The sequence below is a fragment of the Rhodococcus sp. DK176 genome (genome assembly GCF_038447315.2).
Lineage (GTDB): Bacteria > Actinomycetota > Actinomycetes > Mycobacteriales > Mycobacteriaceae > Rhodococcus_F > Rhodococcus_F jostii_A.
In genome coordinates, this window is record NZ_CP118321.2 from 1,714,027 (window position 1) to 1,734,045 (window position 20,019).

Annotated in this window: 17 protein-coding genes and 3 pseudogenes; 14 read left to right on the forward strand and 6 right to left on the reverse strand. The window is 68.8% G+C overall.

Features of this window, described 5'->3' with window-relative positions:
• Nucleotides 1-23 precede the first annotated feature (23 nt).
• The 5 genes from PSR88_RS08125 (at nt 24) to PSR88_RS08145 (ending at nt 3,934) form a co-directional block, all read left to right on the forward strand.
• Nucleotides 24-575 (forward strand): hypothetical protein, encoded by a 552-nt coding sequence (locus PSR88_RS08125; RefSeq protein WP_016883037.1) that lies wholly within the window; start codon nt 24-26, stop codon nt 573-575.
• Between the two features lie 102 nt (nt 576-677).
• The gene (locus PSR88_RS08130; protein WP_016883036.1) at nt 678-1,595 is read left to right on the forward strand and encodes a hypothetical protein; all 918 of its coding nucleotides are present in this window, start codon (nt 678-680) and stop codon (nt 1,593-1,595) included.
• Between the two features lie 14 nt (nt 1,596-1,609).
• Complete coding sequence (locus tag PSR88_RS08135; protein WP_020476815.1) at nt 1,610-2,275, forward strand: ESX secretion-associated protein EspG; 666 nt, start codon at nt 1,610-1,612, stop codon at nt 2,273-2,275.
• 70 nt (nt 2,276-2,345) lie between these two features.
• Nucleotides 2,346-3,704, forward strand: coding sequence for a T3SS (YopN, CesT) and YbjN peptide-binding chaperone 1 (locus tag PSR88_RS08140; protein ID WP_016883034.1), 1,359 nt, complete (start codon nt 2,346-2,348; stop codon nt 3,702-3,704).
• A gap of 95 nt (nt 3,705-3,799) precedes the next feature.
• On the forward strand, nt 3,800-3,934 hold the full coding sequence (locus PSR88_RS08145) for a hypothetical protein (protein WP_005254130.1): 135 nt from the start codon (nt 3,800-3,802) through the stop codon (nt 3,932-3,934).
• A gap of 51 nt (nt 3,935-3,985) precedes the next feature.
• On the opposite strand, the pseudogene PSR88_RS08150 reads toward PSR88_RS08145, so the two are convergent.
• A pseudogene (locus tag PSR88_RS08150) lies at nt 3,986-5,034 on the reverse strand (bifunctional 2-methylcitrate synthase/citrate synthase).
• Nucleotides 5,035-5,037: 3 nt separating this feature from the next.
• Nucleotides 5,038-5,385, reverse strand: a pseudogene (locus PSR88_RS08155) (isocitrate lyase/phosphoenolpyruvate mutase family protein); the annotation flags it as partial.
• Nucleotides 5,386-5,397: 12 nt separating this feature from the next.
• Between PSR88_RS08155 and PSR88_RS08160 the strand changes: the two are divergent.
• The 3 genes and pseudogenes from PSR88_RS08160 to PSR88_RS08170 form a co-directional block, all read left to right on the forward strand.
• Nucleotides 5,398-6,550, forward strand: a pseudogene (locus PSR88_RS08160) (helix-turn-helix domain-containing protein); the annotation flags it as partial.
• Between the two features lie 141 nt (nt 6,551-6,691).
• On the forward strand, nt 6,692-8,044 hold the full coding sequence (locus tag PSR88_RS08165; RefSeq protein WP_016883033.1) for a hypothetical protein: 1,353 nt from the start codon (nt 6,692-6,694) through the stop codon (nt 8,042-8,044).
• 5 nt (nt 8,045-8,049) lie between these two features.
• The gene (locus PSR88_RS08170; RefSeq protein WP_016883032.1) at nt 8,050-9,498 is read left to right on the forward strand and encodes a PQQ-binding-like beta-propeller repeat protein; all 1,449 of its coding nucleotides are present in this window, start codon (nt 8,050-8,052) and stop codon (nt 9,496-9,498) included.
• 12 nt (nt 9,499-9,510) lie between these two features.
• Here the strand turns inward: PSR88_RS08170 and PSR88_RS08175 are convergent, their stop codons facing one another.
• The 4 genes from PSR88_RS08175 to PSR88_RS08190 form a co-directional block, all read right to left on the reverse strand.
• On the reverse strand, nt 9,511-10,644 hold the full coding sequence (locus PSR88_RS08175) for a methyltransferase (protein ID WP_009474301.1): 1,134 nt from the start codon (nt 10,642-10,644) through the stop codon (nt 9,511-9,513).
• A gap of 81 nt (nt 10,645-10,725) precedes the next feature.
• Nucleotides 10,726-11,700 carry an NADPH:quinone oxidoreductase family protein gene (locus PSR88_RS08180; protein ID WP_029539433.1) on the reverse strand — a complete coding sequence of 325 codons (975 nt, stop codon included), beginning with the start codon at nt 11,698-11,700 and terminating at the stop codon, nt 10,726-10,728.
• A 14-nt stretch (nt 11,701-11,714) separates the two neighbouring features.
• Entirely contained in the window at nt 11,715-13,355 is a 1,641-nt protein-coding gene (locus tag PSR88_RS08185; RefSeq protein ID WP_009474303.1) for an AMP-binding protein, read from the reverse strand.
• Nucleotides 13,355-14,644 (reverse strand): MFS transporter, encoded by a 1,290-nt coding sequence (locus PSR88_RS08190; protein WP_009474304.1) that lies wholly within the window; start codon nt 14,642-14,644, stop codon nt 13,355-13,357. The genes PSR88_RS08185 and PSR88_RS08190 overlap by 1 nt, the downstream gene beginning before the upstream one ends.
• A 299-nt stretch (nt 14,645-14,943) precedes the next feature.
• Between PSR88_RS08190 and PSR88_RS08195 the strand changes: the two genes are divergently transcribed.
• The 6 genes from PSR88_RS08195 to PSR88_RS08220 all read left to right on the forward strand — a co-directional run bounded on the left by PSR88_RS08195 (nt 14,944) and on the right by PSR88_RS08220 (nt 19,979).
• Complete coding sequence (locus PSR88_RS08195) at nt 14,944-15,687, forward strand: SDR family NAD(P)-dependent oxidoreductase (RefSeq protein ID WP_016883030.1); 744 nt, start codon at nt 14,944-14,946, stop codon at nt 15,685-15,687.
• A 43-nt stretch (nt 15,688-15,730) separates the two neighbouring features.
• Nucleotides 15,731-16,918 carry an acyl-CoA dehydrogenase family protein gene (locus PSR88_RS08200; RefSeq protein ID WP_016883029.1) on the forward strand — a complete coding sequence of 396 codons (1,188 nt, stop codon included), beginning with the start codon at nt 15,731-15,733 and terminating at the stop codon, nt 16,916-16,918.
• Between the two features lie 64 nt (nt 16,919-16,982).
• Entirely contained in the window at nt 16,983-18,176 is a 1,194-nt protein-coding gene (locus PSR88_RS08205) for an acetyl-CoA C-acetyltransferase (RefSeq protein WP_016883028.1), read from the forward strand.
• A gap of 4 nt (nt 18,177-18,180) precedes the next feature.
• A complete protein-coding gene (locus PSR88_RS08210) occupies nt 18,181-18,765 on the forward strand; it encodes a TetR/AcrR family transcriptional regulator (RefSeq protein WP_011594574.1) in 585 nt (194 codons plus the stop codon).
• 54 nt (nt 18,766-18,819) lie between these two features.
• The gene (locus PSR88_RS08215; protein WP_005252730.1) at nt 18,820-19,395 is read left to right on the forward strand and encodes a TetR/AcrR family transcriptional regulator; all 576 of its coding nucleotides are present in this window, start codon (nt 18,820-18,822) and stop codon (nt 19,393-19,395) included.
• 110 nt (nt 19,396-19,505) lie between these two features.
• Nucleotides 19,506-19,979, forward strand: a complete 474-nt coding sequence (locus tag PSR88_RS08220) for a winged helix-turn-helix transcriptional regulator (protein WP_011594575.1) — start codon at nt 19,506-19,508, stop codon at nt 19,977-19,979.
• Nucleotides 19,980-20,019 lie beyond the last annotated feature (40 nt).

Consider the following 20,019-nt stretch of genomic DNA (forward strand, 5'->3'; position numbering starts at 1 on the left):
TGCACGCCGAGGACGGGTAGCGCATGGACGACAGGACTGTAGCGATCGGGGCACTCGCGATTGCCACCGTGTCGGCGGTCTCCGGCCTGATGATCGGCGCCGCGGGCGGCGCGTTCGGCAACCGCGGGCCGGCAGTCGCGCCACCGCCGCTGACGTCGGAGGGCCTGCAAGCCGCCGGGCCCTACAGCGCCGCACCGGCCACCTTCCAGGTGTTCGTCCCGCCGACCCCCACCTGGCAGATGGCCGACCTCACCACCCCGCGGGCCGTCACGCTCACCACCGAACCGGCGCCGGTGACCACGGCGCCGCCGCCCGCGCCCTCGCCGACCCCCGCACCGCCTCCGCCGGTCCGGACCACGGTCGCGCCGCCTCCGTCGACGATCAGCCTGGCCCCGGTCACCACACCCGTCACCCGGCCTCCCGTGATCGCGACGACCGAGCAGTCCGTGCCCCGGATCGCCGCCCCGCCGTCCGCGGCACCCGCGGAGCCGACGCTGCCGCCGGTCACCACCACTACGACGACGACGCGTCCGGTGATCACCATCCCGCCCGTCACCACCAGACCGCGGGGCTGACGCTCACCCGAGCCTTTCCGAGAGCAGGAGTCGGTAAGGTGGCTTCCCGCCGGATTGGGGGGTCCACTCCGGGACCGTGAGTGTCCAGTATCGGAGGTCAGGATGAATGGCGGGGAGAATTTTCGGTCGGGCGAGTGGGATCACCACGCCATCAGGAGTGCGGTCGACACGCTGAGGCCGGCCGAGTCCGGTGCGGTCGCCGCGGCCTGGGACGACCTCGGACGGCGATTCCAGGAGTCGGTGACCGCGTTCCACGACGCGACCCGGGCCGCGGTCGACACCGGCTGGCGTGGGCCGACCGCGACCGCGGTGGCTTCTACACTCGACGACTACGCCGCCCGCGCCGGGCAGGTCGGTGGCCGGTTCACCGATGTGGGCGATGCGTTGCGGCACGCGACGGCCGGAGCCGAAGCGGTGCGCGGCGCGGTCGGCAGGCCCGGCGACCACCCGGCCGACTGGACCCGGGTGCTGCCCGTCAACTGGACCGCGGAAGCCGACGCCGATGCCGCGGAACAGAACGCGAAGGCCGCCATGGACAACCTCTACACCTCGGCGTATCGCGTTGCGGACGAACAACTCCCCGCTGCCGGCCTCGCCGCGACCCACGCCGCGGCAACGGCCCACGGTCAGCCGGTGGGCTTCGACATCGGACCGAACGGGGTGCATGGCATACCCAGCGATCAGCAGGTGGCCGAGCCCGAATCCGATTCCGTCCCGCGCAATGAGCACCGCAGGAGCGGCGAGGTGCCGCTCGAAGACTCGCCGGCGACCGCCCAGGCCGCGCCGGGTTCGATCGCGGGTGCGGCGCTGGCCGGGGCCGTCGGCGGCGGGGTGGCGCAGTACGCGCGCAGCATCGTGTCCGCTCACCGGACGATCACCCCCGAGCGGCCGGGCGGCCCGGTCCTGCCCGCCGCCCGGGAGGACGAGGCGGAACCCCCGACCTACCTCGAAAGCATCGACGAGGAAAGCGAACTCGTCGGGAAACTGCCCCTCGTCACACCCGCGGTGATCGGCGAATAGACGTGGGGCACTGGGTGTTGAGCGGTCCGCAGTTCTCGGCGTTGTGGGCACTGACCGGACAGGACCGCATTCCGTATCCGTTCAAGGTCACGAGCACGCTGGCCACCGCCGACGAGTACGCGGCGGAGCAGCGTCGGATCCGCGCCGACTTCTCCGGCCCCGAACACGACCCGCTCGGGTCGGCGCTGCTGGTGCTCGCCGAACCCGAGCTCCGGATCGAGATCTCCGGTTCGGCAGGTGCGGACGGCGGTACCTCGATCCGCATGACGGGCGCCCTGGCACGCGGGCACGGGATCGCGGCGATGCAGCATCCGGGCGCCGAAGTGGTGATCCGGAGCTGCGAACCGTACGACGTCGGCCGGCAGCTGATCGCTCAGCTCCCCGACACCGACGCGGGCACGGCGGCGGGCATCGTGGTCCCGCCGACACCGGCCGGGAGCACACGGGCAGCCCGGATCCTCGACAGGCCCTCGACGAGCCAGGGGGTCGTCACCGTCGTCCGCGGCTCGCGGCACTCACCACGCCCCGTCGGCGGTCTGGCGTGGCGGGACATCGAGGGCGACGGCCGGTACCTCGTGTGGGGCGACACCGGCGTGGCGGTGGAACCGGGCACGTCGTGGGACCTCCTCGACGCCGTCACCCGGCTGACCGGACGGATCGCGGCCGGTCACCCCGTCTGAGCCCGCCACCCCCTCCTGCGCTGCGGTCTCGGCGATCGCCGCTACCGTATAGAGCGGAAGTAGGTGACTCGTGGTCGACCCGGACGGAGCAGACATGCAGGACTTCGATCTGGATTCGAGCGTGAACCGCGACTGGGCCGAGTTCCAGCGGCGCCTCGCGGACTATCTGGCAGCGATGCAGGACGAGGACCTTCTGGTCCTCGAATCGGGGTTCGAGGAGCTCGACGAATCCCAGGGGCTGATGCCGTGCATCCAGTTCGTCGTGTGGGACGGGGACACGGTGCGCTGCGAGGTGCCGTCGAACCATTACCTGCACCCCGACCGCGCACTGACCGAGGCCGAACAGACGTACCTCACCGAGCTGGGCTGGAACCGGCCGACCCGCGGTCCGGACGACGAACCCGACGACGGCTCCCCCGCGTTCTACGTCGACAAGAAACTGTCGTGGTCGGATCAGCTGGCCGCGATGGCCGTGGCCGCGTTCCGCGACGTCTGGGGAATCACCCATCCCGCGTTCCTGAGCACCGAGACGTCGAGTACGGATCCCGAGGCCACGTTCGACCCGGTTGCGGTGCGGCCGCCGCTGGTCGCGCAGCTCGACCCCGCAGCCGCCGTGGTCCCGCGCGACGTCGAGCACCTCCACGAACTGATCACTCTCGCGTTGGTCCCGATGCTCGGGCTGCTGCCCGAACGCGACCCGGACGGCGACGTCCCGATCCGAATGGGCAACACCATCCTGTTCGTCGGCCCGCTCGCCGACACCGTCGACGTGCAACTGTTCGCGCCGCTGGTGCACGACATCAGCGACCGCACCCGGGCCGCCGAGGTCACCGCCGACCTCAACCGCACGTGGTCGCGGATCAAGTTCGTGCTGGTCGACGACCGGTTGTCGGCGTTCCTGGAAGTGTCGGGCAACCCGTTCGTCCCGCAGCACCTCACCGACAGCTGCAAGGCGTTCTCCGATTTCCTGCGCACCGTCGACAACGAGTTCGCGTCGCGGTTCGGTGGCGAACTGTTCTTCAACCGCGACTCCGGCCCCGACGAGGAACCCGAACCGGACACGTCGCCTGGCACCGAGAGCCGGATGTCGTCGACCGACCTGCCGAAGGAACTTCAGACGCTGTTCCATCTCGACCCCGGGCCCGGGAGCGACACCGATCCGGCTGTCGTCGCCGACGTCTGCGGTCACGACCGCGATCGGATCCTCGTGCTCCTGGACACCGGCACCGCCTGGGTGTCCCGGTTGCGGGAGACCGACGACGCGTCCGCCGACCAGTGGGAGCGCATCGTCGGCGCCCTCCGCCACGCCCTCCGGACCGTCGTGCTGCCACCGACGACGGGCGCTCCCGACACCAAGCCACGGCCCGAGCAGATGGGACTGTTCACCAATCCCGAGGAGCAGACCCTGTTCGACGATCCGTCGTCCTAGAAGCCGCCCTTTCGACGATCGGTCCGGGTTTCCCGGGATGTGGCGTACTGTCAGCACTATCGGAGCCGTCCAGGTTCCGCATTCAGGGATGGTCCATGGCTGACAAATCGCCCCGCAATTCCATGTCGAAGAAATCCGGTAAGTCGCTGAAGGAGAAGCGCGCCGACAAGAAGATGAAGACGAACGGACAGAGCGATCCGGAAATCGTCTCGCACGTCAAGAAGCGCTAGCGCCCGTGCGCCTTTCTGGTAGCGGCAGCAACCACAAAGGCGCACAAGCCGTCAGGCGACGACGGAGCGCTGGGGGACACCCGAGTACTCGCTGAGCGGGCGAATCGAACTGTTCGACGCGCCCTGCTCGATGATGTGGGCGGTCCACCCGGTGATCCGGCTCATCACGAACATCGGCGTGAACATTTCCACGTCGAATCCCGTCAGGTAGTTCGCCGGACCGGTCGGGAAGTCGAGATTCGGCGCGATCCCGGTGGCGCCGGCCATCGTCTTCTCCAGGATGTCGTACATCCGCATCCACTTCTCGCCGCCGGTGGCGGCGGCGATGTCGAGCAGTGCCGCCTTCATCGTCAGCACCCGCGACTCACCGTTCTTGTAGAGCCGGTGACCGAAACCCATCACCTTCTCCTTGGCAGCGAGTTTGCCCAGCAGCCACTCCTCGGCGCGGTCGGGCTCGCCGATCTCGAGCATGTCGTGCATGACGGCCTCGTTGGCGCCGCCGTGCAGCGGACCCTTCAACGCCCCGATCGCCGCGGTGACCGCACTGTAGATGTCGGACAGTGTCGACGTCACCACGCGGGCCGCGAACGTGGACGCGTTGAAACTGTGCTCCGCATACAGGATCAGCGACACCTCGAACGCTGTGACGACGGCCGCATCGGGCACGTCCCCGAAGCACATGTTCAGAAAGTTCTCCGCGAACCCCAGGTGCGAGTGCGGTGCGATCGGGTCCTGTCCGCGCCTGCGCCGGATGTCTGCGGCCACGATCGTGGGCAGCACCGCCGTCGTGCGCAGCGCCTTCGCGAGGTTCTCGGACGGCGAATTATCGTCCTCCGCCGGGTCTTCCGCGCCGAGTAGCTGATCGCCGTGCGCACCACGTCCATGGGGTGGCAGTTGTCGGGCATCTTCGCCAGCAGTGGCAGCAGGGAGCGGTCGGCCCGGCGTGCCGCCCGCTCACGCTGGCAGAGTAGTTCCAGTTGCGCAGGGGTAGGGAGTTCGCCGTACCAGAGCAGATACGCCACCTCCTCGAAGCTGCAGTGCGCTGCCAGGTCCTGCACCGCGTAGCCCCGGTAGGTCAGCGAATTGGTCTCCGGCACCACCTTGGAGATGGCGGTGGTGTCGAGGACGGTGACGGCGCGCGCCGCGCTCATCGGTTCCCCGAACCCGGTGTCGGCGTCGATCAGGACCGTCAGGTCGGTGACGCGGGCGATCTGCTGCCCCCGTCCCGCGACCTCGGTCAGAGTGGTCAGCCCGATGTCGGGCAGGGCGAGATCCGCGGAGACGACGGCGCCCGAGACGTACACGCCCTCGAAGCCGATCCCCTGGATCGGTTTGGCCACCAACGGGTTGAACGCTCCGGGCAGACGTTGCAGCGTGCCCGAGTCGAGCCCGGCCCGGAATGCTTTCCACTTGTCCGCCGCCGACGTGGCCGCGGCGATCAGCCCGCTCATCGGAACAGTCCCGTGTCGTTGGCGGATATCGACGAACTCGTCGCCCGGATGCCCGCCGTGGGGCGCACGCTCGTGACGCTGCACCGCCGGTTGCGGGCGACCACCGATCAGCTCGACCAGTTCTCGGCGCAGATCTCCGGGGACGCGGCGCACGTTCCGATGCCCTACGAGGAGGTGCGGGACTTCCTCTACGATCGGCGCAACCATATCGGCCGCCTCGACGACGCCGCCGCCGAGGAGATGTTCAGGGGCAACGGACTGTCGATCGGCGCGCTGGATCTCCAGTTGGCCCGCATCCTCCGCGACCGGCACGGGGTGACGGTGCGCATCCGCACCGACGAACCGGATCAGCTGGGCCCCAAGCGTCTTTACGACGCCGAGGCAGGAAGACTGACGCTGGCCCGTCGGCTCTCCGCCGGTCAGCGCGCATTCCAGATCGCGATGCAGGTGGCGTTCTTCACGCAGTCGGAGACGATCGACGCGATCGTCGCGGAGGACGAGTCGCTGACCGCCGAATCCGCCGCGCTCGCGCGAATCGGGTTGGCTCACTACTTCGCCGGGGCGCTGATCCTGCCGTACACGCTGTTCCTGGGTGCCGCCGAATCGCTCCACTACGACATCGACCTGCTGAGCCTGAAGTTCGAGGTGGGGTTCGAGACGATTTTGTCACCGGCTGTCGACGCTGCAACGGCCGGGTCAACGCGGCGTCCCGTTCTTCTTCGCCCGCACCGACCGCGCCGGGAACATCTCGAAGCGACAGTCCGCCACAGCGTTCCACTTCTCCCGGGTGGGCGGCAGCTGCCCGCTGTGGGTGGTCCACGAGGCGTTCGCGAGTCCGGGGAGGATCCTCACGCAGGTGTCGAAGATGCCCGACGGGCGCGCCTACCTGTGGATCGCGCGCACCACCCACAGCGGTGGTCTGGGATATCTCGCCCCGGAACGCAATTTCGCGATCGGCCTCGGCTGCGACATCGGGTACGCCGATCGGCTGGTCTATTCACGCGGAATCCAGACGGACGACCCGAGCACGGTCGTCCCGATCGGCGCGGGCTGCAAGGTGTGCGACCGGCCCGCGTGCGCGCAACGCGCCTTCCCGCAACTGGGCCGGGCCGTCCTCGTCAACGAGAACAGCAGCGGCCATCTCCCGTATCCGCAGGGCCGGTAGGCGCTCCGCGCCCGTGCGCGGTTAACGAGTCCAGGGACTCGTCAACCACTCACGGGCGGTAACGCTGCTCGCAACCGTGACGACTAGGACTTCGGATGCTCCTTCGTTCGGGGTGAGCGCCTGCGACACGGGTGGGGGCACATGGGCGACGGCGCGGACAGGCGCAAGGACCGCTGGACGACGGGACTCGTCGTGGTGTCGATCATGGCGTGCGGGGTGATCGGCGCGGGACTGCTCGATCCCGGATCCGGCCCGGCGACCGTCGACCTCAACGCGGACAGTCCCGCCGGAGCCCCGTCGTACGTCACCCCGACGGTCGAGTATCCCGTCGACATTCCCGGTTGCGCGACGGTGGAACCGCCGTCGGAGGGGGAAACCTTCGCCATGTGGGTCGGAGGTGAGCAGAGTTACGACAACCCGCGCTACCCGTGGTTCTCGGCACTCAAGGCCTCGGCCATGACTGCCGCCGTCCTCGACGCCCTGCCGGAGGCCGTGGAGATCCCCCTCGTCAGCCCCACGGAGTCGTTGCTGTTCGAGCCGATTCCGGAGTACGACCAGCCACCGGACGTCGAGGACGACTTCGGCGGCATCACCAGCGCCCGGGGACCACTGCTCCGGGACTCGACTCCCGGGTCGCTGTGGTTGTCGGTCAGCAAGGCGGACAGGCCGATTCCGCCGTGCGTGGCCGGCGAACTCGACCGTCGCACGACGCTGCCCGACGGCACGGTGCTGGATGCGGACGACACGTGGTCCGAGTACGACGGCCACCGCACCCTGTCCCGGAGCGTCGCCGGCTACTTCCCGGACGGCACGTGGATCCATGCCGACGCCACCGACGAGAACTTCGCCGAGGCCGACCCCGGCGCGAAGTACAGCGGCACCATCCCACTGAGCCTCGACGAACTCACCGCCATCGTGCTGCGCCCCGAACTGAGGGTGAGCACACCGGTTCCGCCGGGCACCCCGCCTCCTCCGACGGCATGCGGGTCGGGGGACGGTTCCGAGGACGAGGGACCGGCGCTGACCCGCGCCGATCTGGACCGGTTGAATGCCGTGCTCGACGACGCGTGGCGCGATCATCGCGTCGCGCTGTCGAGACCGCTCGGGTCGCTGCAACTGGCCGAGTACAGCGACAACGCGGTGTGTGAGAGCATCGACGTCACCACACGAGGATCCGAGGGGACTCTGCGGATCTCGATCGAGGGCGGCTACACCGTTCCGCCCGAGCCGGACAAGTACGACCCTTCCTACGACCCGCAGGCCGCGAAGGCCACCCGACTGCCGGACGGTTCCGTATTGGAGCGACGGGACGGGTACACCTCCGCAGCGTCCGAGCCCGGTGAACCCACCGTCGACGAGGCCGGCCGTTACGTGACACTGACACGGCCGTCGGGTACCCGGGTGTCGGTCAGCTCGACCTCCACGCTGCCGGCCACTCCGCTCCCCTACGAGCTTCTCGAATCCCTGGCCACGACCCCCGGACTGGAGCTGTAGCCGACATGGGCCTCGACACGAGCACCCGAAACCTTTGGGCCGCAGCGCTCGTGGCGGTCGTGACCGTCGCCGGCGCCGTCACCACCGTGATCGTGCACGAACCGGAGTATCCGGAGGTGAACATCCCCGGGCTCACCGGTTTCGTGGGCCCCGACGCACCGGAGGCGTCGCCCGATGCACCGGGCGCCGAGTGGTCGCTGGATGCGGCCGCCACCTACGATCGACAGTTCGCCGTCTTCCGCAACCCGGTGTACGGCAGTGGATTCGACTCGGGCGAGCCGGGATTCGTCGACGCCGGACAGGTGCTGGTCACCATGATCGGGCTGGTGAACCAGCAGACGTCGGGGCTGGACGAGACGCGGTTGGTCGGGGTGGACGCCGACACCGGATCGGTGCGCTGGGAGACGCCCGTCGAGTCGCTGGGCGGGTGCGCCGACACCCTCGCTGCCGGGCGGATGGTCTGTTACACGACTCCCTTCGAGGACGCACCCGTCATCCTGGCGGTCGACACCGAGAACGGCTCCGTGACCCGCACTCCCACCGACTGGACGATCCTCGCGATGACGGCTGCCGACGACTGGCTGTACGTGATGGAGGGCGACCCGGAATCCGAGGACGTCCAGGTCCACAGCGGTGTGCCCACCGACCCCGATGCGAGCTGGTCGCAGCGCTTCGACCTCGGCTCGGCGTGGGAGGACGCGTTCGGTCACCTCATGAGCACCGAGCACGGTCAGGGTGTGCTCGAACTCGGCGGGGAGATGGCGGGGTTCGACCTCGCGACCGGGACACCGACGTTTACCCGCACCCTGCCCGACTGCACGCAGTCCGCCCGGGCCACCGAGGGCGGGGTGGTCGTCCGAGTCCACAGCGACTGCACCCTCAGCAAGGTACTGGGCTCCGAGGCCGTCGATCGCACCGGTCGAGTCCTCGCGGCATCGGATGTGGAGGCCGCACACACCCTCGCCGTCGATCGCCCCGCCGACAGTACGATTCCGGTGCTTCTCGGTGACGGCGCCTACGACCGGACGACGGGCGAACTGCGGTGGACGAGCCCCGCTCTCGTATCGACGCCACGTGTCGACACTGCGGAGTCGTACGGCCCGAACACCACGCAGGGCACCGCCGTGGCCGTGCTGGGCGATGTGGCATTGCTGCGCGACTACGAGGGCAAGACGGAAGCCGCACTCGACCTGAGGTCCGGAGAACGGTTGTGGCAACGACACTCCGACTCGTACGGCACCGTCGTCGTCGCGGAGGGGGATACCGCAGTGTTGCTGGAATCCGATGTCCTGCGCGCCGAGAACGTCCGGTCCGGCGAGGAACTGTGGGTACTCCCCCTGCAGACCGTGATCGACGACGACTCGTGGGGCAGCACACCCGTCGTCGCGGCGTCGAGCAGCCGCCTGGTCTACCTGACGTCGGGGACGATGGTCGGGTTGGGCGGGTCCGAGTGAATCACTCCGGGGCTATCCGGTCGGCGCGGCCCGCGCGCCGAGCCGCCACAGCGACGTCACTTCCCGTTTGCGCGCGGCGTGCAGCGCATCCGAGCGGTCCGCGACCTTGCCGTGCCGGGGCGCCACGTCCCGGCGTCCGAGGACGGTCAGTCCGGCGTCGTCGATCAGGGTCAGTAATTCCTCGCGGGTCCGCAGTCCGAGGTGCTCGGCGATGTCGGACAGGATGAGCCAGCCCTCTCCCCCGGGCTCGAGGTGCTCGGCCAGGCCGCCCAGGAATCCGCGGAGCATCCGGCTGTCCGGGTCGTAGATCGCGTACTCGATCGGCGAGGTGGGACGGGCGGGAATCCACGGCGGGTTGCACACGACCAGCGGTGCCCGGCCCTCGGGGAACAGATCGGTTTCCACCACCTGCACCTGACCGCCGTAGCCGAGCCGGTCCAGATTCGCCCGGGCGCAGGCGAGCGCATTCGCGTCGAGTTCGGTCGCGATCACCTTCTCGACACCGCGGTGCGCGAGGACGGCGGCCAGCACACCGGTGCCGGTGCCGATGTCGAACGCCTGCGTGTGCGACGGCAGCGGGGTGTCGGCGACGAGGTCGACGTATTCGCCGCGAATCGGCGAGAACACGCCGTAGGCGGGGTGGATGCGCGCACCGAGGGCCGGAATGTCGACGCCCTTCTTCTGCCACTCGTGGGCGCCGATCGCACCGAGCAGGTCGCGCAGGGTGGTGACGGTGGGCTGGTCCGTCGGTCCGTACGCCTCGAGCACCGCTTGCCGCACGTCGGGGGCGCGCCGCAGCGGGACGGTCTGGTCGGCGTCGAACGGCACCAGCAGCATCCCGAGGATCCCCGCCCGCCGCGACTGCGTCTGCCGGTGCAGGTGGAACGCGGTGGCGGGGTCGGTGGACGTCTTGCGGGTCTTGCGGTCGGTGCGGGCGGCGACGGCGGTGCCGAGCTGGCGGGCGTTGTGGAAGTCGCCACGCCACAGCAGCGCCGTCCCCTCGCACGCGAGGCGGTAGGCCTCGTCGGCGGTCATCGAGTCGTCGGCCACCCGGATCTTCTTCGGGGGCGTCGCCCCGCTGGTGGACCGCCACACCGCCGAATGCTCGGTGCCCTCCTCGGTCCAGCGGACGAACTCGGTTTCCATGAGGGAGAGCCTAGGCCTACGGCCCGTGAGTGGTTAACGAGTGCAGGCACTCGTCAACCGCGCACGGGCGGCGGAGCCGCCTCACCGGAGGGTGAGGACACTCTTCCCGACGGTTCGGCGGTGTTCGAGGTCGAGCAGGGCCTCGGCTGCCGCTCCGAACGGGTACCGGGTCGGCTCCGGAATCGTCAACGCGCCAGACGCGAGCAAGGGACACAATTCGCTCCACTGCGCGGACAGCCGTTGGGGGTCCTCGGCCCACCACGAGCCCCACGCGACTCCGACTGCGGACGCGTTCTTCAGGAGCAGTCGGTTCACTTTCACCGAGGGGATGTCCCGGCCGGTGAAGCCCATCACGAGAATCCTCCCGCCCGTCGCCAGGGATCGGACGCTGTCGGTGAATCGATCGCCCCCGACCGGGTCGACCACGACGTCCACCCCGCGGCCGTCGGTGATCGCGAGGACCTCGTCCCGCCAGTTCCCGGTGGCCACGACGTCGGAGACGCCGAGACTCCGCACGTACTCCGCCTTCTCCTCACTGCTGACGACCGCGATGGTCCGCGACGCGCCGAGGTGAGGCGCCAGTGTGACCGCGGCGGTGCCGATGCCTCCAGCCGCACCCTGGACGAGCACCGACTCCCCCGCCTCGAGGCGTCCACGACATACCAGCGCGAAATGCACGGTGAGGTAGTTGAACAGCACGGCGGCTCCCGCGGCCATCGAAATCGTGTCCGGGAGGGAGAACGTCGTCTCCGGCGGCAGTGCGACCACTTCGGCCATCGCGCCGCCCACACCGGTCAATCCGACGACCCGGTCGCCCGGAGAATATCCGCTGCCGTCAGGGGCTGACCGCACGATCCCGGCGACCTCGCCGCCCGGGACGAACGGCAGTTCCGGCTTGTACTGGTACCTGCCCTGGGTGAGAAGCAGATCCGGGAACGACACCCCGACCGCGTGAACCTCGACGAGGATCGCGGATTCGTCCGCGACGGGTTCGTCGACCTCGACCGCGGCGAGCGCCCGGGGACCGTCGAGCGCGGTGACCATCAGTGCGCGCATGCGGTTGTGCCCGTTCATGTGACCGGGAGTTCGCGGACGGCCGCCCGGCGCAGCTTGCCGACTTCGGTGCGCGGAAGGTCGGGCCGGAAGTCGACGACTTTGGGTGCCGCGTAGGGTCCGACGCGCTGCGCGACGAGGTGTGTGAGTTGCGTGACGAGGTCGCTGTCGTCGGCCCGGGTGTCCGCGCGGACGACGACGGCCCGGACCACTCCGCCGCGGATCGGATCGTCGTACGCGACTGCCGCGGCGTCGGCGACCGCCGGGTGCTGTAACAGCGCGTTCTCGACCTCGACCGGGCTGATGTTGTGGCCCGACGCGATGATCATGTCGTCGTCCCGGCCCAGTATCTGCCACCGTCCCTCGGGGTCTGTGACGGCTCGGTCCTCGGTGAGGAATACGTCGCCGCGCCAGCGGTCGGCCCACAGGTCGGGGGTGTTCTCGTAGCCGCTGGACATCTGGTACCGGGGCTGCCGTACCGCGATCAATCCCGGTTGCCCGTCGGCCACCGGTTGCCCGTCCCGGTCGGCGAGGAAGGTGTCGAACCCCGGAATCGTGGCGGACATCCAGCCCGGACCGGACCTCGTTTCGGTGCCCTGGGTGTCGCCCAGGAGCATGCCGACCTCGGACAGTCCGTACCCGTTGCGCACGGCGGGTGCACCGGTGCCGGCCCAGGTTGAGGCGACCGCTGCGGTGAGCGGTTCGCCGGCAGCGGCGACGGTGCGGAGCGTCGGCGGCACCCCGTCCTGCGCGAAGGTCGCCGTCAGGCGCCGCAGGGCGGCCGGCGCGGTGGTGAGGATCGTGGCCTTCTCTTCCCGGATGACGCGATGCCAGGCCTCGGGGACGAACTTCCCCGAGTACATGACGCGCGGCACGCCCAGCGCCATGACGGCAGCACCGGTGCTGTACAGCCCGAACGCCCACGCCGGGTCCGACGTCGAGAAGACGACGCTGCCGCGGGTCGCCCCGAGAACGCTCTTCGCGTAGGGCATGACGGAGACGAAGGTGGCGTGGGTCATGGTGCACGCCTTCGGCGTTCCGGATGTTCCGCTGGTGAACAGCAGGGTGGCGGCGTCCCCGAGTGCCGTCGTCGCGAGCGGGCCGTCGGCGTCGGCCCCGTCGATCTCGGTCCAGAAGGACCGGTCGCCCGTGCCGGCCGCGACGTCGCCGACGACGAACACGGCGGGATCGAGTCCGTGGGTCGCCTGCGCCTGCGCGAGCGCAGGCCGGTACTGCTGATCGACGACGACCGCGCGGACTCCCGCCGCGTCGAGGCGCAGGCCGATCGCATCCGGGGCGAACCCGCCGAACAAGGGCACGTACACCAGCCCGGAGCGCCACACCGCAATTGCGGTGATCCAACTCTCGACCTGTCGCGAGAGGAGTCCGCCGACGCGATCTCCCCGCTTCAGCCCCGCGCGTGCGAACACCCGTGCCGCCTTGGCGGCGAGCCTGTCGAGTTCGCGGTACGTCCAGCGGTCGGCCGAGCCGTCCTCGTGCCGGACGGTCAGCGCCACCCGATTCGGGTCGGCCGCGTAGCGGGTGCAGATTTCGTGGGCGGTGTTGAAGTCGCCGCCGAACGGGTCGCGGTCCAACAGGGATTCGATGTCCTGCCAGGCATCGGCGAGTGTGGACGATGCGAGTCTGTCGAGAGACATCAGTGATTCACCTTTGCAGTTTTCGTCAGGGTCAGGACCAGGACCGTGATGGCGCACGCCGCGGCGATATACGCGGCCAGGGCCCACGCACCGTCCGTCTCTGCAGCGATCGCCACCGCGATGAACGGTGCGGGAGCACTGAACACGACACCACCGAACTGATAGGCGACGGACGCGCCGGTGTACCGGACTTCGGCCGGGAACAGACCGGTTACGTATCCGGCCACCGCGGAATAGGTGACGGCGTGACCGATGGTGATGATCAGAATCATCGCCAGCAGGACGGCGACACCCACGCCGGTGGACAGCAACCAGAAGAACGGATACGCGATCGCGGCCATGTAGAGGGACCCGTAGATCAACATCTTCCGTGCTCCGATCCGGTCCGCGATCATCGACGCGTAGGGCACGGACAGGATGTCGAGGACACACGCGACGAGGATGCTCAACAGAATCGTCTGCCGCGAGATGCCGAGTTCCTTCGGACCGTACGACAGCACGAAGACGGTGACAAGGTAGAACGGCACGAGGGAGGCGGCCTGGGTGAGAATCCCGACGCCCAGCGCGCGCTTCTCACCCCGCAGGACCGCGAGGATCGGGAAGTCGGCAATCTTCTTGTTGCGCTTGACGTTCTCGAACTCCGGCGATTCGACGACCTTCAGTCGCACGTACATGCCGACCGCGACCAACCCGGCGCTGGCCAGGAACGGAAGCCTCCATCCCCACGCCTGGACCTGGTCCTCCGGAAGCTGCTCGACCAGGAGGAACGCGAGCGTCGCGAGAACGAGTCCGGCTGGCACGCCGGCCTGCGGCCAGCTGCCGTAGAACGCCCGCTTCTCGCGCGGTGCGTGTTCGACTGCCATCAGCACCGCGCCGCCCCATTCTCCGCCGACCGCGAAGCCCTGTGCGAGGCGCGCGAGGACGAGCAGCACGGGTGCCGCGAGACCGATGGCTCCGTAGGTGGGGATGAGTCCGATCGCGACCGTCGACGACCCCATCAGCACCAGGGAGAACACCAGCATCTTCTTGCGGCCGATCCGGTCTCCGAAGTGCCCGAAGACGATCGCGCCTGCGGGACGCGACACGAACGCGACACCGAACGTCGCGAAGGCTGCCAGCGTTCCCGACAGCGGACTCAATGACGGGAAGAACGCCTTCCCGAATACCAGGGCGGCCGCGGTCCCGAAGATGAAGAAGTCGTACCACTCGATTGCCGTTCCGACGAAGGATGCGAAGGCAACCTTCCGGGGTTTGACCCGAGTGACCTCCAGGTCGTCGATGACTCTCATATCGAATCTCCCATCGCTGCTGATGTGGGGCGGTGCGGCAGCCGTGTGTCGATCCGGTGCCACCGCGGTTGTGATCGGGCCATCGGGCCTCGTCCGGGGTTCGCCGATCGGACATCGTCCGCCGTCGCCCCGTGTGGCCACGGTCACAGGTCTAGCACATCCCGGACGTCGATCGCAAGCATTCTTGTACCGATCGATCCAAGTCATAACTTCACCTTAGTATCGAGCTAAAACGATGTTCAGACCGACTTTCACGAACACTCTGGACTATTCTTGTATCGATCAGTACATTTCTGAGCATGAACGAGAACGATCACGACGATCCCCGCGTCGCGCTGGTCTCCGGCGGTTCCCGCGGCATCGGAGCCGCCGTCACCACCGCCCTGACGCAGCGCGGCTGCCGGGTGGGCTGCACGTACCGGACGAGACGTGAGGACGCCGAGAAGCTCGCCGCGGACGCTCCCGAACAGGTACTTCCGATCCGCTTCGACCTGCACGACGGCACCACGGCGCCCACGGCGGTGGAGCGCGTCGTCTCCCGCTGGGGACACCTCGATTCGCTCGTCCTGAACGCGGGCCAGTGGTCGGGCGGGCGGCTCGTCGAAATGGACCCGGACGCCTGGTGGAGCGTGATCGAGACGAACCTTCGCGGCACCGTCGCCCTCGCGCGGGCAGCGCTGCCCCACCTCGTGCACGGCAGGTCACCGAGCATCGTGCTGGTGTCGTCGGTCGTCGGCGTGATCGGTCACGCCGGCGACACCGCGTACGCGGGTGCGAAGTCCGCGATGATCGGCTTCGGTCGTTCACTCGCCAAGGAGGTTGCACGGGACGGCATCCGGGTCAACGTGCTGGCCCCCGGCTTCGTCAGCACGGACATGACCGACGCGGTGCCCGACTCCGCACGCAGGCGCATCGAACGAGAAACCGTCCTCGGTCGTTTCGGCACCGTCGACGAAATCGCCAAGGCCGCAGTCTTCCTCAGCGAAGACGCCACATTCTGCACCGGCTCCGTCCTCACCGTCGACGGTGGCTGGGCGCTGTGACACACCACGACCGCAACGACCAACAACGAAGGGACACAACACCATGACCGCGACACTCACGCATTCGGTCGGCATTCCGGAGTCGGAGTACCTGGCGCTCCGGGACCGCATTTTCGAGGCGATCTGGGCCGAACTCGATCCACTCGAACAGCGGATCGAGGACGACGAGCAGGTTCCGCACGATATCGTCATGCCCATCCTCGAGCGGATCGGCGCGCTCGGCCTGCTCGTCCCCCGCGAGTACGGCGGCAGCGGCCTGTCGATCGCCCAGTACCTGCCGATCATCGCCGAGTTCGCCAAGGTGCAGGGCGGGCTCCGGGTCATCGTCCACGTGCACAACTCCTTCGCCCACGCGCTCTCCGAGATCGGCAGCGACCGGCAGAAGGCGGACGTCCTCCCGGGCACGGCCACGGGCCGGAACTCGGTCGCGTTCGCGCTGACGGAGCCGGGCTTCGGGACGGGCGCCGACCTCGGGTCGACCGCGGTGCGCGAGGGCGACGATTACATCCTGAACGGCGAGAAGTGGTTGATCACCAACTCCGACATCGCTTCTCACTTCATCGTCTTCGCGAAGACGACCGCGACCGACGTCTCCGCGTTCCTCGTTCCCCGCGAGACCGACGGTCTCTCGATCGCAGCGCTTCCCGAGACGATGGGATGCAAGGGCACCGAGCACGGACGCGTCACCCTCGACTCCGTCCGGGTGCCCGCCACCGCCCTCGTCGGCGTGGAGGGACAGGGAAACGAGCACCTCGAACGCGCACTGGAGATCAGCCGGGTGTTCATCGCGGCAAGCTCCCTCGGCACGTCCGAGCGCGCCCTCGAACTGTCGATCGCCCACGCGAAGAGCCGTGTCACGTTCGGCAAGCCGATCGGTACACGGCAGGCCATCCAGCGCTACCTCGCGGAGATGGCCACCGACGTATACGCCCTGCGCGGGATCCTGGCCGACGCAGCGCAGAAGTGGGATGCCGGCGAACGGATACCCGCCGAGGCCAGCATGTGCAAGCTGTTCGGCCTCGAGGCCGTCGGCCGGGTGACCGACCGCGCTCTACTCATCCACGGCGGAATCGGATACACGCGCGCGCATCCGATCGAACGCCTCTACCGGGATGCCCGCCTCAATTGGCTCGAGGAGGGCACCCCGACGATCCAGTACCTGGTCACGGCGGGCCGTCTGCTCGACGGGTACGCGTTCTCCGACGCCTTCGAGACGTCGCGCACCAACTGACATCAGCCGCCCTGCGGCCGGGAACGGGCGCAGGGCGGCACCACGCTCTCGAAGGAGACGAACAATGACGGACCACGACCCCACCGTCCTCGTCGCGGGGGCACGAACCCCGTTCGGACGCTTCATGGGATCGCTGTCGAGCCTGAGCGCCCAGGAACTGGGTGGCCACGCGATCAGCGGTGCGCTGCAATCCGCCGGCGTCGACGCACGCGCCGTCGACCACGTCGTCATGGGTCAGGTGCTCACGGCAGGCAGCGGCCAACTGCCGGCGCGGGTCGCGGCGGCGGCCGCCGGAATCCCCATGACGGCACCGGCACTGAACATCAACCGGATGTGCCTCTCCGGAATCGACGCGATAACGCTGGCGCACCAGATGATCGTCGCCGGCGACGCGGACATCGTGGTCGCCGGCGGTCAGGAATCGATGAGCACGGCGCCGCACCTCCTGACGAACAGCCGTCGCGGGCACAAGTACGGCGACACGGTTCTGATCGACCACCTCGCGTTCGACGGGCTCCAGGACGCCTTCACCGGGTCGTCGATGGGGGCGTTGACCGAGTCGAGGAATCCCGAGTACGGGATCACCCGGGAGGCCCAGGACGACTGGGCCGCACGCTCGCACCGTGCGGCCGCACGCGCGCGCAAGGACGGCATCTTCGCGGCCGAGATCGTTCCCGTTCCGATCACGTCCGGCAGGGGTGAGACGACCGACGTGAGCCACGACGAGGGCATCCGGGCCGACACCTCGGCAGCGGACCTCGCCGGGCTGCGTCCGGCTTTCGCCGCGGGCGGCTCGCTGACTCCGGGCAACTCGTCACCGATCTCCGACGGTGCCTGCGCCGTCGTGGTCACGCGGAAGTCGACGGCCGTCCGGCTCGGCCTGTCGTGGCTGGCCGAGATCGGATCACGCGCCGTGGTCGCCGGACCCGATTCGGGTCTGCACGAGCAGCCGTCGAACGCCATCCAGGCCGCGTGCCGACGCGAGGGGATCGCGCCCCGCGAACTCGATCTCGTCGAGATCAACGAGGCGTTCGCCGCGGTCACACTCGTCTCGTCCGAACACCTCGGTCTCGACGCGGACCGGGTGAACGTCAACGGCGGCGCGATCGCGCTCGGCCACCCGATCGGTGTCTCCGGGGCACGGATCGTCCTGCATCTCGCGCTCGAACTGCGCCGCCGCGGCGGTGGTGTCGGCGCAGCGGCGCTGTGCGGGGGCGGCGGCCAGGGGCAGGCCCTGATCGTGCACGTCGAACGGTGATTCGATGAGCACCAAGTACGACCTCAACCGCACCGAGATTCTGCGCGTGTCCGCCGAGCTGTTCGCGAGGTCGGGCTACCACGGCACCGGGATCGCCGACCTGGGCACGGCGGTGGGGCTCGGCCGCGGGGCCCTGTACCACTACATCGGCAGCAAGGAGGAAGTCCTGTTCGCGATCAGCAGCCGACAACTCGCGCAGATGAACGACGTGGCCGACGAACTCGCCCTGACCGAACCGGATCCGGAGCTACGCCTCCGCGGTCTCGCCCGGGCCCTGCTCCGCAACATCGCCGAGCACCGCGCGGAGTGGACGGTGTTCTTCCGCGAGTACCACGCCCTGACCGGTGATCGGCGTGTGCGGGTCGTCGCGGCGCGCGAACGGTACGAATCACATTGGCGGCATGCGTTCGAGCAGGGGGTCCGGGACGGCGCGTTCACCCTGTTGCCGCCGCTGATGATCAAGGGTGTGCTCGGCATGTTCAACTACAGCTACCTCTGGCTCACCGCCGACGGCGCCCGCACCCCCGAGGAGATCGCCGACGGCTTTCTCGACGCCCTGATCACCGGGCTGGCCGCGCCGAACCCGTGATCTGGGCCGTCTAGACTCACATCTTCGACCGCCGGGAGACAAAGGGGCCCTTCGATGAGCGACAAGTACGACGCCAACCGGGACCGAGTCCTGCAGGTGGCCGCCGAATTGTTCGCGAAGTCTGGCTACCACGGCACCGGGGTCGCCGAGATCGGTGAGGCCACCGGGCTGGGCCGGGGCGCGCTGTACCACTACATCGGCAGCAAGGAGGCAATCCTCTACGAGATCAGCAGCCGGCAACTCGCGCAGATGAACACGGTCGCCGACGAACTCGCGCTGTCCGAGGCCGACCCGGAGAAACGGCTGCGCGGCCTCGCACGGGCGCTCATGCGGAACATCGCCGAGCACCGTGCCGAGTGGACGGTCTTCTTCCGCGAGTACCACGCCCTGACGGACGAGCGTCGCGATCGCATCATCGCCGAACGTGAACGCTACGAATCCCATTGGCGGAACGCGCTGGAGCAGGGCATCCGCGACGGACAGTTCCGTGCCCTCCCGCGGCTGATGGTCAAGGGCCTGCTGGGCATGTTCAACTACAGCTACCTCTGGATCACCCCCGCGGGCGCCGAGACACCCGAGGAGATCGCGGACGAGTTCCTCGACGCCGTTGTCACGGGGATGCGGGCGTGAGGCGCTCCGCGCCCGTGCGCGGTTAGCGAGTCTCTGCACTCGTTCGCCGCGCACGGGCGGCGTAGCCGCTGGCTTGGACGCACCAAGCCAGTAGGGACTATCCTCGTCGCATGAGTCCGTCATCGGCCACCCCTGCCCGTTGCTCGATCGCGCGCACCCTCGAACTCCTGGGCGACAAATGGACGCTGCTCATCGTCCGCGACGCCTTCTGGGGCCACAGCCGATTCTCGGAGTTCACCCGCAGCCTCGGCGTGGCGTCCGACGTCCTCACCGCACGGTTGGCGATGCTCGTCGACGAAGGAATCCTCGAACGCCGCGCCTATCGCCAGGAAGGGTCGCGGGAACGTCTGGAGTACGTGCTGACCGAAAAGGGCAAGCAGTTGCATGTCGTGATCGGCGCTCTGGGCCAGTTCGGTCGCGACCATCTGCCGCGTCCGGGTAGCACCTCCCCCGAGTACTCCGACGAGACCACCGGCGAGGCCGTGTCCCTCGCGTTCGTCACCGACGACGGTCGACGCGTCTCGGCATCGACTCTGCATGTACAGCAGGGCACTCCGGCCCCGGCGGCCGATCCCCAGGGTTAACCGGAACTCGTGAAGAACGGGAGCGCGACCTCGCCGTATC

What these genes read in the sequence shown, in the direction of transcription:
- PSR88_RS08175 (WP_009474301.1), bottom strand. Translation starts at nt 10,644, where the DNA reads ATGGAAACCGAGTTCGTCCGCTGGACCGAGGAGGGCACCGAGCATTCG.
- PSR88_RS08145 (WP_005254130.1), top strand. Translation starts at nt 3,800, where the DNA reads ATGGCTGACAAATCGCCCCGCAATTCCATGTCGAAGAAATCCGGTAAG.
- PSR88_RS08170 (WP_016883032.1), top strand. Translation starts at nt 8,050, where the DNA reads ATGGGCCTCGACACGAGCACCCGAAACCTTTGGGCCGCAGCGCTCGTG.
- PSR88_RS08165 (WP_016883033.1), top strand. Translation starts at nt 6,692, where the DNA reads ATGGGCGACGGCGCGGACAGGCGCAAGGACCGCTGGACGACGGGACTC.
- PSR88_RS08130 (WP_016883036.1), top strand. Translation starts at nt 678, where the DNA reads ATGAATGGCGGGGAGAATTTTCGGTCGGGCGAGTGGGATCACCACGCC.
- PSR88_RS08185 (WP_009474303.1), bottom strand. Translation starts at nt 13,355, where the DNA reads ATGTCTCTCGACAGACTCGCATCGTCCACACTCGCCGATGCCTGGCAG.
- PSR88_RS08220 (WP_011594575.1), top strand. Translation starts at nt 19,506, where the DNA reads ATGAGTCCGTCATCGGCCACCCCTGCCCGTTGCTCGATCGCGCGCACC.
- PSR88_RS08125 (WP_016883037.1), top strand. Translation starts at nt 24, where the DNA reads ATGGACGACAGGACTGTAGCGATCGGGGCACTCGCGATTGCCACCGTG.
- PSR88_RS08210 (WP_011594574.1), top strand. Translation starts at nt 18,181, where the DNA reads ATGAGCACCAAGTACGACCTCAACCGCACCGAGATTCTGCGCGTGTCC.
- PSR88_RS08205 (WP_016883028.1), top strand. Translation starts at nt 16,983, where the DNA reads ATGACGGACCACGACCCCACCGTCCTCGTCGCGGGGGCACGAACCCCG.
- PSR88_RS08215 (WP_005252730.1), top strand. Translation starts at nt 18,820, where the DNA reads ATGAGCGACAAGTACGACGCCAACCGGGACCGAGTCCTGCAGGTGGCC.
- PSR88_RS08195 (WP_016883030.1), top strand. Translation starts at nt 14,944, where the DNA reads ATGAACGAGAACGATCACGACGATCCCCGCGTCGCGCTGGTCTCCGGC.
- PSR88_RS08190 (WP_009474304.1), bottom strand. Translation starts at nt 14,644, where the DNA reads ATGAGAGTCATCGACGACCTGGAGGTCACTCGGGTCAAACCCCGGAAG.
- PSR88_RS08200 (WP_016883029.1), top strand. Translation starts at nt 15,731, where the DNA reads ATGACCGCGACACTCACGCATTCGGTCGGCATTCCGGAGTCGGAGTAC.
- PSR88_RS08180 (WP_029539433.1), bottom strand. Translation starts at nt 11,700, where the DNA reads ATGCGCGCACTGATGGTCACCGCGCTCGACGGTCCCCGGGCGCTCGCC.